Source organism: Amycolatopsis sp. FDAARGOS 1241, assembly GCF_016889705.1.
Taxonomy (GTDB): domain Bacteria; phylum Actinomycetota; class Actinomycetes; order Mycobacteriales; family Pseudonocardiaceae; genus Amycolatopsis.
The window spans coordinates 8184132-8196446 of record NZ_CP069526.1 but is presented as its reverse complement, the minus strand read 5'-3'; the positions used below and the strand labels follow the sequence as shown (position 1 = coordinate 8196446).

General features: G+C 69.2%; 11 protein-coding genes. 8 read left to right on the top strand and 3 right to left on the bottom strand.

Going from position 1 to position 12315, the window contains the following annotated elements:
- Window positions 1–287: 287 nt before the first annotated feature.
- On the bottom strand, window positions 288–1532 hold the full coding sequence (locus I6J71_RS39780) for a primosomal protein (RefSeq protein WP_204091571.1): 1245 nt from the start codon (window positions 1530–1532) through the stop codon (window positions 288–290).
- 155 nt (window positions 1533–1687) lie between these two features.
- Between I6J71_RS39780 and I6J71_RS39775 the strand changes: the two genes are divergently transcribed.
- Window positions 1688–4192 (top strand): RNA helicase, encoded by a 2505-nt coding sequence (locus I6J71_RS39775; RefSeq protein WP_204091570.1) that lies wholly within the window; start codon window positions 1688–1690, stop codon window positions 4190–4192.
- A gap of 361 nt (window positions 4193–4553) precedes the next feature.
- A complete protein-coding gene (locus I6J71_RS50060) occupies window positions 4554–4685 on the top strand; it encodes a hypothetical protein (protein ID WP_255570638.1) in 132 nt (43 codons plus the stop codon).
- 18 nt (window positions 4686–4703) lie between these two features.
- On the opposite strand, the gene I6J71_RS50055 is transcribed toward I6J71_RS50060, so the two are convergent.
- Entirely contained in the window at window positions 4704–4826 is a 123-nt protein-coding gene (locus I6J71_RS50055; protein ID WP_255570637.1) for a hypothetical protein, read from the bottom strand.
- A 526-nt stretch (window positions 4827–5352) separates the two neighbouring features.
- Between I6J71_RS50055 and I6J71_RS39770 the strand changes: the two genes are divergently transcribed.
- The gene (locus I6J71_RS39770; RefSeq protein WP_204091569.1) at window positions 5353–5967 is read left to right on the top strand and encodes a LysE family translocator; all 615 of its coding nucleotides are present in this window, start codon (window positions 5353–5355) and stop codon (window positions 5965–5967) included.
- Here the strand turns inward: I6J71_RS39770 and I6J71_RS39765 are convergent.
- Window positions 5959–6942 carry a sugar-binding transcriptional regulator gene (locus I6J71_RS39765; RefSeq protein WP_204091568.1) on the bottom strand — a complete coding sequence of 328 codons (984 nt, stop codon included), beginning with the start codon at window positions 6940–6942 and terminating at the stop codon, window positions 5959–5961. The two genes, I6J71_RS39770 and I6J71_RS39765, sit on opposite strands and share 9 nt — an antisense overlap.
- Before the next feature lie 131 nt (window positions 6943–7073).
- Here I6J71_RS39765 and I6J71_RS39760 point away from each other — a divergent pair, with 131 nt between their 5' ends.
- From I6J71_RS39760 to I6J71_RS39740, 5 genes are all read left to right on the top strand, one after another.
- Window positions 7074–8078 carry a zinc-dependent alcohol dehydrogenase family protein gene (locus I6J71_RS39760; RefSeq protein WP_204091567.1) on the top strand — a complete coding sequence of 335 codons (1005 nt, stop codon included), beginning with the start codon at window positions 7074–7076 and terminating at the stop codon, window positions 8076–8078.
- Window positions 8071–9411 (top strand): sugar ABC transporter substrate-binding protein, encoded by a 1341-nt coding sequence (locus I6J71_RS39755; RefSeq protein WP_370542038.1) that lies wholly within the window; start codon window positions 8071–8073, stop codon window positions 9409–9411. The genes I6J71_RS39760 and I6J71_RS39755 overlap by 8 nt, the downstream gene beginning before the upstream one ends.
- Complete coding sequence (locus I6J71_RS39750) at window positions 9408–10343, top strand: carbohydrate ABC transporter permease (protein WP_204091565.1); 936 nt, start codon at window positions 9408–9410, stop codon at window positions 10341–10343. Before I6J71_RS39755 ends, I6J71_RS39750 begins: the two co-directional genes overlap by 4 nt.
- Before the next feature lie 104 nt (window positions 10344–10447).
- Window positions 10448–11215, top strand: coding sequence for a carbohydrate ABC transporter permease (locus I6J71_RS39745; protein WP_239155554.1), 768 nt, complete (start codon window positions 10448–10450; stop codon window positions 11213–11215).
- Window positions 11216–11218: 3 nt separating this feature from the next.
- Window positions 11219–12298: an ABC transporter ATP-binding protein gene (locus tag I6J71_RS39740; protein WP_204091563.1), complete on the top strand. Its 1080-nt coding sequence runs from the start codon at window positions 11219–11221 to the stop codon at window positions 12296–12298.
- The last annotated feature ends 17 nt before the right edge of the window (window positions 12299–12315 follow it).

Below are 12315 nucleotides of genomic sequence, written 5' to 3'. Positions count from 1 at the left end.
TGAGCGGGAAGGGCCGGCGGCAACTCCGGTTCCTCCGCGGCGATCAGGATATCGAACATCACCGACCAGAAGGGCCGGCGGTGCGGACGCTTCCTTCAGTTGCCCACACTGCGACCGAGTTGTGGACAGCTCGGCCCCTCCGCGGCTTTGATCACGGTTTTTGTCGGTGGTGGCGGATACGATGGACTCGGGGACGCCCCCCTGGGAGGGCGGGGGTGTGCCCGCGCGGACGAAGAAGGCCACCCACGGGGAAACCCCACGGGTGGCCCTCAGCGAATGGCAGTGGTTCAGACCACCGTAAGGCGGTTTTCGAAGTCCTCCACCAACTTGCGCCAGGCGCTCTGCTCGGTGTCGAACGGCGCGCTCGGCTCGAGTCGCGTCGGGTCGGGGCGCAGGACGAAGGAGACCAGCCAGCCGAGGCTTTCGTTCTGCGAGAGGGCGACCTCGACGGTGTCGTCGCCCGCCCAGTCGGCCGCGTCGGTGATGAGCTCGACGGCCAGCTCGAGCTGGTTGGGGTCCATGGACTCCGGGCCCTCGGCGATGTCGTCGTCGATGCCGGTGAGGACGTAGGTGTTCTCCGCGTCGACCTCGACCTCGAGCTCGCCCGCGGTCGCCTTGGCCACGACCTCGTCCCAAGTGGACACGTCGGCGATGTCGGTGTCGGAGAGGTCCTTGCCGTCCTTGATGGCCGCGAGCAGCTTCTTCTCCGACGGGAACACGTCGATCTCACCGTCGCTGCCGAGGAAGATCGGCTTGTCGTCGAGGTAGCAGCGCAGCGTGTAGTACTCGGCGCCCGCCGTGACGATCTTGATCGGGTCGATGCCGACCTCACCCCAGAAGCCGACGGGCTCGTCGTCGGCCTCGTCGTCGGAAGCGGAGTCCACGGCCTCCAGGTCCTCCGGCTCGGCGGCCTCGGCCTCGGCGGACTCTTCGTGGAACGCGGCCAGTTCCTCGGCCGTCTGCTCCAGCACCGCGGCGTCGACGTCGGGCACGGTCACGATGCCGTCGATCGCGTCGAGCACGATGTCCCACTTCTCGGACACCGCCTTGGACAGGTCGTTCCACAGCGCCTCGCCGTCGCGGCCCGTGAAGGGCAGCCGGCCCTGCTCGAGCAGCGAGAAGCCCTCATACGCGTCCAGGACCTCGTGCACCTCGTCCAGCTCGCACACGTCGGCGAGCGACCGGACGATGCCGACGATCTCCGCGAGCTCCCCGATCGTCCACGAATCGGGCTCCTCGGCCACCAGCTCGGGCACGCCGACGAGGTCGTAGGAGTGGTCGTCGTCCGGGATCAGCTCGGGCACGTTCAGGGCCGGCACCGCGTCCCACGCGGGGTGGTCCAGCAGGTCGTGCTGGTCGGACGTGCGCACGAAGGCAGCCAGGTGAGCGGCGTCCGGGAAGGCGTACAGGTCGTCCTCGTCGCCGAGGAACGCTTCCCACTCCTCGCCGTCTTCCCGCCACCGCGGAGCCCACAGGGTGACCACGTCGCCCTGCGGCAGCCCGAGCTCGATCGGGATGATGTCCTGTGCCATTCTTCGAACCCTCCGGAGTACCGCCCGTGGACGCGCGCCTGCCCGGAAGCATCCCCCGGTCGGTGCGCGGTACCGCGAAGCCTACGGGTTCGGGCAAGCAGCCGCGATCGCCCCTGGAGAACTGGCCGCCGCGGGATGGCACGATGGGCAGCGCGATGACACTCACAGACCTCCTGCCAGCGAATCCCGACCCCGACGCCCTGTTCGAAGCCTTCTCCACGTGGACGGCCGAACGGGGCATCCAGCTGTACCCGGCGCAGGAGGAGGCGCTGATCGAGGTCGTCTCGGGGGCGAACGTCATCCTGTCGACCCCGACCGGGTCCGGGAAGAGCCTCGTGGCCGTCGGCGCGCACTTCACCGCGCTCGCACACGGCCGCCGCAGCTACTACACAGCACCCATCAAGGCGCTCGTCTCGGAGAAGTTCTTCCAGCTCATCGACATCTTCGGCGCCGACAAGGTCGGCATGATGACCGGCGACTCCAGCGTCAACGCGGACGCGCCGATCATCTGCTGCACCGCGGAAATCTTGGCGAACATCGCGTTGCGGTTCGGTGCCGACGCGCCCGTCGGTCAGGTCGTGGCCGACGAGTTCCACTTCTACTCCGAGCCCGACCGCGGCTGGGCGTGGCAGGTCCCGCTCATCGAGCTGCCGAACGCCCAGTTCGTGCTCATGTCGGCAACGCTCGGCGACGTCTCGTTCTTCGAGAAGGACCTCACCCGCCGTACCGGCCGGTCGACGGCCGTCGTCACGTCGGCGCAGCGCCCGGTGCCGCTGACCTTCCGCTACGCGCTCACGCCAGTGCACGAGACGATGTCCGAGCTGCTCAACGGCGGCCAGGCGCCCGTGTACGTCGTGCACTTCTCGCAGGCCGCGGCCATCGACCGGGCGCAGACGCTGATGAGCATCAACGTCACGACCAAGGCCGAGAAGGAGGCCATCGCCGACCTGATCGGCGACTTCCGCTTCTCCGCGGGCTTCGGCAAGACGCTGTCGCGGCTCGTGCGCCACGGCATCGGCGTGCACCACGCCGGTATGCTGCCCAAGTACCGGCGGCTCGTCGAGACGCTCGCGCAGTCGGGCCTGCTCAAGGTGATCTGCGGGACGGACACGCTCGGCGTCGGCATCAACGTGCCGATCCGGACGGTCGTGTTCTCCGCGCTGACCAAGTACGACGGGGTGCGCCAGCGCCACCTCAAGGCCCGCGAGTTCCACCAGATCGCCGGCCGCGCGGGCCGGGCCGGGTACGACACCGACGGGTACGTGGTCGTGCAGGCTCCTGACCACGTCGTCGAGAACGCGAAGGCGCTCGAGAAGGCCGGGGACGATCCGAAGAAAAAGAAGAAGATCGTCCGGAAGAAGGCACCCGAGGGGTTCGTCAACTGGACGGAGAGCACGTTCGACCGGCTGATCGCGGCCGAGCCCGAGCCGTTGACCTCCAGCTTCCAGGTCAGCCACTCGATGCTGCTGAACGTGATCTCCCGGCCGGGCAACGCGTTCGACCACATGCGCCACCTGCTGGAGGACAACCACTCCGACCGGCCGGCGCAGCGCAAGCTCATCCTGCGCGCCATCGCGATCTACCGCGCGCTGCTCGCCGCGGGCGTCGTCGAACGACTGTCCACACCGGACGCTGACGGCCGGATCGTGCGGTTGACGGTCGACCTGCAGTTCGACTTCGCGCTGAACCAGCCGCTGTCGCCGTTCGCCCTGGCGGCGGTGGAACTGCTGGACCTGGAGTCGCCTTCCTACGCGCTGGACGTGGTGTCCATCGTGGAATCCACTGTGGACGACCCGCGGCCCGTGCTGTCGCAGCAGCAGTTCAAGGCCAGGGGCGAGGCCGTTCAGGCGATGAAGGCCGAAGGCATCGAGTACGAGGAGCGCATGACGCTGCTCGAAGACGTCACGTACCCGAAGCCGTTGGAAGAGCTGCTGTCGGCCGCGTACGCCAGCTACCGCCAGGGCCACCCGTGGGTGGCGGACTACGAGCTCTCGCCCAAGTCCGTCGTGCGCGACATGTACGAGCGGGCGATGAACTTCGTGGAGTACGTGGGCTTCTACCAGCTCGCGCGCTCGGAGGGCTTGGTGCTGCGGTACCTGGCGGACACCTACGACGCGCTGCGCCACACCGTCCCGGACGAGGCGAAGACCGAGGCGCTGCACGACCTCATCGAGTGGCTCGGCGAGCTCGTCCGCCAGGTCGACTCCAGCCTGCTGGACGAGTGGGAAGCGCTACGCCACCCCGAGGAGGAGGGTCCGGTCTCGACGCGCCCGCCGGCCGAGCCGCCCGCCGTGACGCGCAACGAGCGCGCTTTCCGCGTGCTCGTGCGCAACGAGCTGTTCCGGCGCGTCGAACTGGCCGCCCGCCGGGACTACTACTCCCTGGGCGAACTGGACGGTGGCGCCGGCTGGGACGCCGACGCGTGGGAAGACGCGCTGGCGGAGTACTTCGACGAGTACCCGTCACTGGGCACCGGCCCGGACGCCCGCGGCCCGGCCCTGCTGCTCATCACGCAGGAACCCGACGTCTGGCGCGTCCGCCAGATCTTCGACGACCCCGCCGGCGACCACGACTGGGGCATCACCGCGGAGGTCGACCTGCGCGCGTCCGACGAGGCGGGGTCGGCAGTGGTGCGGGTCGTGGACGTGAATCAGCTCTGACGGCGTTGTCGAGAGGGTTTGCAGAGTCTCGTGGGGTAGGTCGAAGACCGTTGTGGCCCGGCGCGCTTCGGCCGAGGCTTGGCCCTTAGCGCTGGCGTTGTAGACGACGATCGGGATGCGGTTGCCGCCAGCGCGCACGTTGATGAAGCGCACGCCGGCCTCCGGGCCGCCGTCGTAGTCAGCTCCCTCGGCTCGCGCGCACGAGCACCTGCCTTTACGCGCTTCGGCGGTGTGCGTTCGGCGTTTCGGTTGCCGATCCGCCGGGGATGGCGGGTCCGTTGGAGTGACGTTCGTCGGGACTCTCCGCGGGCGACCTCGTCGGCCGCCTATCGTCGGCTGGCCCGAGCGAGAGGAGGGGACCGTGGCGGAGGACAAGGCGAACAGCGGCGGGGACGTCGAGGCGAAGCCGGCCAGTGGCGGCGACGTGGAGGCCAAGCCGGCGAGTGGCGGCGACGGCGAGGCGAAGCCGGACAGCGGCGGCGACGTCGAGTAGCGCGAACCGCCGGCGGGGTCACGTGACGGCCAGGCGCCGCCGGCGGGAGCCGAGCAGGACGACCAGCATGACGAGCGACAGCGCGGGCAGGGGACAACCCAGCACCGATCCCACCGCGGTGTCGAGTACCGGCGCTGCCACGGCCGCCACGAAAACCCACGTCGGGGCGGGGTTTCCCGGCGGCGGACCATGGCGTGCGGGACCACGGTTTCGCGACCGAAACCCGGGCCTGGAACGCCAAACCGCCCGCCATGAGGCCAGCGCCGGCGGCCAGGCGCCACGAGGTGGTGCCCGTCGAGGCGGCGGATTCCAGCGCGGGGGAGAGCACGAAGATCCCCGCGCACCACGCGCCCCTTGGGAGGGCGAGGGTTTGTCCGCCCGGGGCAGGGGTGCCTCAGCAACCAGTGATTGCCGCGAGGCGCTCGCCGGCGGGGTCGTCGGGGCGACGAAGGACGCGCTTCGGGTGGTTGTGGCGGGCGCAGAGCGGCCGGGCCCGAGACGGAAGTCAGGCGAAACCCTCCTCGGCCCGATCGAAGCATCCGGCCAACGGGCCACCACACGCGGAGATCACGGACAGATCCCAGAGAAAACCTGAAGAGTCCATCACAAACCCCCCGCTGCCGGACGAGCGCGGGTTACCTTCCGCCGGACGTGAAGGAGGCGGCAGGTGGTCGATTGGGCCGGATTCTTCCCCGCGGCGGTGGTGGTGTCGCTGATCCCCGGGGCCAACCAGGTGCTCGGGCTGCGCAACGCCGCACGGTACGGCGTCGGCGCGGCGCTGACGGGCGTCGTGGGGCGGCTGGTTGCGTTCGTGGTGCTGGTGGGGCTGGTGGCGGCCGGGCTCGGCACCCTGCTGGCCGCGTCGGCGGAAGCGCTGACGATCCTGAAGTGGATCGGCGTCTGCTACCTGGTGTGGCTGGGGCTCAGCAGCATCCTGCGCGCCCGTAGGGAGATCGCGCAAACCACGCGAGAAGCGCCGCGCAAGAGCGTGGCGGCGCTGGCCGTCAATGAGTTCGTCGTGGCGATCACCAACCCCAAGGCGCTGCTGCTGTTCGCGGCTCTGCTACCGCAGTTCACGACCGTCGGCAGTCCCGCCGCGCTGGCCGAGCTGGGTGCGGCGTACCTGGCGGTCGAGCTCGTCGTCGGGCTCGGGTACCTGCTGGTCGGCCGGGCCATCGGGGCCACGGGCATCCGCGCGAAGACCCAGCGCAAGGTCGACGCCGGCTCCGGGGTCTGCTTCCTGCTGCTCGCCGGCATCCTCGCAGCGGACGCGTCACTCTGACAACGGCCGCGCGGCCGCCAGTTCCAGCAGCGGCTCCGCGGCGGCCGTGTCGGTGACCAGCGTCGACACCATGCCCGAGCGCAGCACCGCGTCCACGGCCTCCGCCTTGGGCCGGCTGTAGCCGATCGCGATCACTTCCGGCACGGCGAGCAACTCGTCGGTGCTGATCGCCAGCACGTGGTGCGCCAGCCCCGTCGACAGCGCGTTGCCGGAAGCGTCGAACAGCCGCGCCGCGACCTCCGCCGTCGCCCCACGAGCGGCGATGGCGGCGCGCTCCGCTTCGTCCAGCGCGTCGTACACCGTCGACTCGCCCGGCTGCCACGCGCCGATGCTCACGACGGCCTTGGTCAGCTTGCCGAACTGCCCGAAAGTCTCCGCGATGCCGGGCTGGTGGCGCAGGATCTCCGTCGTCCGCCGGTCCGGCAGCACCAGCGGGCCGAAGATCGGATAGGCGTCGCCGCCGGACACCGAGGTCACGCGGCTCACGGTTTCGACGGAGCGCCCGCGCATGTCCATGCCGGCCTGCACCCCGCAGAGCTGGACGATCGGGCAGCGCGGCAGTGACCTGATGGCCTCGGTCATGGCATTGACCGACCGGGCCCACGACAGCCCGATCACGTCCGCCGGGCCCGCGATCTCCTCGAGGAGGTGAGCGGCGAGCGCCCCCACCTTCTTCCGCACGACCTCCCTCGGCTCCTTCACAGCCGCTCGTTCGAGCACGAGCGCGCGATCCAGCCGATAGGCGCGCCGGACCTCGTCGGACAGCTCGACGTCGATGGGCGCGGGCAGGTCGAACTCGACCCGCACGAGGCCCGTTTCCAGCGCGGTGTCGAGCAAGCGCGCGACTTTGAACCGGCTGATCCCGAACTCGCCGGCGATCTCGAGCTTCGAGCGTCCCTGCACGTAGAAGCGGCGCGCCATGGTGGCCAGCTCCAGGCTCTCCGTGAGCCGGGGACGCCTCTTCGTTCTGCTCATATGAGCACTATAGCGCGCAATGTGCCTCGAAAGGTTGACGAAATGCCGAGAAAACACCTGTAATGCTTCCACCTATTAGCCGCACCACTGGTGAAGTCTGCTCAGATGAGCGCCTAGGAAGGGGATGAGGCATGCGTGCCGCGATCGTGGACCGGCCCGGTGAGATCCGGGTCGGCGACGTGCCCGATCCGAAGCCAGGAGAGCGCCAGGTGGTCGTGAAGGTCGGCGCCTGCGGCATCTGCGGGACTGACCTGCACATCGCCGACGGGCACTTCCCGCCAACCCCGTACCCGATCGTCCCCGGCCACGAGTTCGCCGGCGAGATCGTCGAGCTCGGCGCCGACGTGCCGGCCGAGTGGAAGGTCGGCGACCGCGTGGCCGTCGACCCGTCGATCTACTGCGGGTACTGCACGCCGTGCCGCTCGGGCCACGGCAACCTCTGCGCCAACTGGAACGCGACCGGCGACACCGTCAACGGCGCTTTCGCCGAGTACGTCGCCGTACCCGCGGACACCTGCCACAAGATGCCCGACTCGCTCACGTGGGAGCAGGGCGCGCTCGTGGAACCCGTCTCGTGCGCCGTGCACGGCGTGCGCCGCATCGGCGTCGAGGCCGGCGAACGCTTCCTCGTGGTCGGCGCCGGCACCATGGGCCTGATCATGCAGCAGCTGCTGCAGCGCGCGGGCGCCCACGTGACGGTCGTCGACCGCAACGCGAGCCGCCTGCCGCGCGCCACCGAGCTCGGCGCCGCCGCCGTCGCCGAGGACGTGTCCGCTTTGGACGGTGAGCTCTACGACGCCGCCGTCGACTGCACGGGCGCCGCGCCCGCCATCGAGTCGGCCTTCGACGCCCTGCGCCGCGGCGGCCGCCTGCTCGTGTTCGGCGTCGCCCCCGCCGAGGCCCGCGTGGCGCTCTCGCCCTTCCGCATCTACAACGACGAGATCACCATCGTCGGCTCGATGGCCGTGCTCAACAGCTACGGCAAGGCCCTCGACCTCGTGGCGAACGGGTTCATCGACACCGGCGCGCTGATCACCGACACGCTGCCGCTCGAGCAGTACCCCGAGGCGCTGGCCAAGATGCGCAGCGGCTCGGGCCTCAAGATCCAGGTGCTCCCCGGAGGTGGCCGTGCGTAAGCTCCTGTGCCTCCTTGCCGCAACAGCGTTGTTCGTCACGGGATGCGCCGGAGCCGGATCGTTCGGCAACGGTGGGCGGACGCTCGTCATCGCGATCGTCTCGAACCCCCAGATGAAGGACGCCATCTCGCTCTCCGGTGAGTTCGAGAAGGCGAACCCGGGCGTGCACCTCAAGTTCGTCTCCCTCCCGGAGAACGAGGCGCGCGCGAAGATCACCGCGTCCACCGCCACCCAGGGCGGCGAGTTCGACGTGGTGATGATCAGCAACTACGAAGCCCCGCAGTGGGCGGCCAACGGCTGGCTCGACAACCTCGAACCGCACATGAAGGCCACCCCGGGCTACGACGAGAACGACTTCATCCCCAGCATCCGCCAGTCGCTGTCGTACCAGAACCAGATGTACGCGGTGCCCTTCTACGGCGAGTCGTCCTTCGTCGTCTACCGCAAGGACCTGTTCCAGAAGGCCGGGATCACCATGCCGGCGCACCCCACGTGGCAGCAGATCGCCGACTACGCGGCGAAACTCGACGACAAGGCGGCCGGCGTGTCCGGCATCTGCCTGCGCGGCAAGCCCGGCTGGGGCGAGAGCCTCGCGCCGTTCACCACGGTCGCCAACACCTTCGGCGCGCAGTGGTTCGACAAGGACTGGAACGCGAAGCTCACCAGCCCCGAGTTCACGCAGGCGGCGAACTTCTACGTGAACCTCGTGCGCGAGCACGGCGAGGTCGGCGCCTCCAGCGCCGGGTTCTCCGAGTGCGGCACGCGCTACGCCCAGGGCCAGGCCGCGATGTGGTACGACGCCACGTCGATGACCGGCACCACCGAGGACCCCTCCAGCAGCAAGGTCGTCGGCAAGAACGGCTACGCGCCGGCTCCCGTCGAGAAGACGCAGGCCAGCGGCTGGCTCTACACGTGGGCGCTGGGGATCCCGAAGGTCGCCAAGGACTCCGGCGCCGCCTGGAAGTTCATGGCCTGGATGACCGACAAGGCGTACGGGAAGAAGGTCGGCGAGGCCTACGGCTGGAACCGCGTGCCGCCGGGCACCCGCCAGTCGACGTACGAGATCCCGCAGTACCGCGACGCGGCGAAGGCGTACGCCCAGCCGACGCTCGACGGGATCGCCGACGCCAACCAGCAGAAGGCGATGGTGAACCCGGTGCCCTACCCGGGCATCCAGTTCGTGGGGATCCCTGAGTTCCAGGACCTCGGCACCCGCGTCAGCCAGCAGTTGTCCGCGGCGATCGCGGGCCAGACCTCCGTGGCGGACGCCTTGGCGCAATCCCAGAAGTACGCCGCAACGGTTGGCAAGTCCTACCAGGAGGTGCAGGGATGAGTACGATCTCGGTCCCCGCCGGCGCCGCGCCGGTCACCACCCGCACGAGCACCGCCAAGAAGGCCACCGGCACTGCCGGGAAGCGGCGGCTGCCGCTGCTGCCCGCGCTGATCTTCGTGATCGCGGTGACGCAGATCCCGTTCCTGCTCACCATCTACTACTCGTTCCAGTCGTGGAACCTGGTGCGCCCTGTCTCCCGGCACTTCGTCGGGCTCCGCAACTACGCCGACGTCTTCACCGATTCGACGTTCCTCGGCGCGCTGCTCAACACCGTGGTGCTCACCGTGGTGTGCGTGTTCGTGTCGCTGCTGCTCGGGCTCGGGCTCGCGATCCTGCTGGACCGCAAGTTCGCCGGCCGCGGTTTCGTGCGCACGCTGCTGATCACGCCGTTCCTGATCCTCCCCGCGGCGGGCGCGCTGCTGTGGAAGACCACGATGTTCGACCCGACGTACGGCCTGCTGCACTTCGTGTTCGGCACCGACGTCGACTGGCTCTCGCAGTTCCCGCTCGCCGCGGTGATGGCGCAGATCATCTGGCAGTGGACGCCGTTCATGATGCTGCTGACGCTGGCCGGGCTGCAGAGCCAGTCGAAGGAGGTGCTGGAGGCGGCTTCCGTCGACGGCGCGAGCCGCTGGCGCACGTTCTACTCCATCACGCTGCCGCACCTGTCGCGGTTCCTGCAGTTGGCAACGCTGCTGGGCGCGATCTACATCGTGAACAGCTTCGACGCGATCTTCCTGATGACACAGGGCGGACCGGGCACGGCCAGCACCAACCTGCCGTTCTACATCTACCAGCGCGCGTTCGAGGGCTTCGACATCGGCCAGTCGTCGGCGATGGGCGTGGTCGTCGTGATCATCACGATGATCGTCGCGACCTTCGCCCTGCGCCTGATGTTCCGCGCGTTCTCCGTGGACGGAGGCACGAAGTGACCACCGCAACCGCCACCGCACCCAGCACCGCTTCGGCCGGCGCGCCGCGGCGTCCGCGCAAGCGCCGCTACGGGCCGGGCACGCTCACCGTCGTCACGTGGGTCCTGGCGATCCTGTTCGTCGTCCCGCTGCTGTGGATGATTCTCACGGCGTTCAAGCAGGAGTCCGATGCCTACACCGACCCGCCGAAGCTCTTCTTCAGCCCGACGTTCGACCAGATCTCCGGTGTGCTCAAGGGCGGCTTCGTGCCGTACCTGGCGAATTCGGCGTTCGTCACGATCATCTCGACGCTGCTGGTGCTGCTGCTCGGCATCCCGGCCGCGTACGCGCTGTCGCTGGCGCCGGTGAAGAAGACGAAGAACGCGCTCAGCTTCTTCCTGTCCACGAAGATGCTGCCGATCGTCGCGGCGATCATCCCGCTGTACGTGATCTCGCAGAACACCGACCTGCTCGACACGGTGTGGGCGCTGATCATCCTGTACACGTCGATGAATCTGCCGCTCGCGATCTGGATGATGCGCTCGTTCTTCCTCGAGGTGCCCGGCGAGATGATCGAGGCCGCGCACATCGACGGCGCCACCCTGCCGACGCTGCTGCGCAAGATCATCATGCCGGTGGTCGCGCCCGGCATCGCCGCGACCGCGCTGATCTGCGTGATCTTCTCCTGGACGGAGTTCTTCTACGCGGTCAACCTCACGGCCGCCCGCGCCGGCACCGTGCCGGTGTTCCTGGTCGGCTTCATCACGAGTGAAGGCCTCTACTGGGCCCAGCTTTCCGCCGCCGCGCTGCTGGCTTCGCTGCCGGTGATGATCGTCGGGTGGTTCGCGCAGAACCACCTGGTGCGCGGCCTGTCCATGGGAGCGGTGAAGTAAGCCATGTCCGCTGGAGTTCGCTACGAACAGGCTTCGCGTATCTACCCGGGTGGGGTGCGCGCCGTCGACAAGCTCGACCTGGAGGTGCCCGACGGTGAGTTCCTGGTGCTCGTCGGCCCGTCGGGGTCCGGCAAGTCCACGGCGCTGCGCATGCTCGCCGGGCAGGAGGACATCGACGAGGGCGCGATCCGCATCGGCGACCGCGACGTCACCGAGCTGCCGCCGAAGGACCGCGACATCGCGATGGTGTTCCAGTCCTACGCGCTCTACCCGCACATGACGGTGGCCGGCAACATGGGCTTCGCGTTGAAGCTGCGCGGGATGTCGTCGGCGGAGATCACGTCGCGCGTGGCGGAGGCCGCTCGCCTGCTGGACCTCACGAAGTACCTGGAACGCAAACCGCGCGCGTTGTCCGGCGGTCAGCGCCAGCGCGTGGCGATGGGCCGGGCCATCGTGCGCGAGCCGAGCGTGTTCCTGATGGACGAACCTCTGTCCAATTTGGACGCGAAACTGCGCGTGGAGACGCGCGCCAACATCGCGGCCCTGCAGCGCCGGCTCGGCACGACGACCATCTACGTCACCCACGACCAGGTCGAGGCCATGACGATGGGCGACCGGGTGGCCGTGCTCAAGGACGGCGTGCTGCAGCAGTGCGACACGCCGCGGGCCCTCTACGACACACCGGCCAACGCGTTCGTGGCCGGCTTCATCGGCTCACCGGCGATGAACCTCGCGACGCTGCCGCTGGTGCCGGGTGGGGTCCAGCTCGCGGACGTCGTGGTGCCGGTGCCGGCGGACGTGGTGTCGTCGGCGCGCTCCCGCGGGTTGTCCGAGGTGATCTTCGGGATCCGGCCCGAGTCGTTGCGGCTGGTCGGGGAGGCCGAGGACGGCTTCCAGCTCGTGGTGGAGCTGGTCGAGGAACTCGGTGCGGATGCCTGCCTCCACGGCAAGGTGGGCGACGACCGGTTCGTGGTCCGCGTGGACGGGCGCACGCCGCCGCGGATCGGCGACAACGTGCGGGTCGGCTTGCGCGGGGAAGGCGAGACGCACTCGTTCGACCCGTCGACGTCAGAACGCCTCTGAGGTGCGGGGTGGCTGCC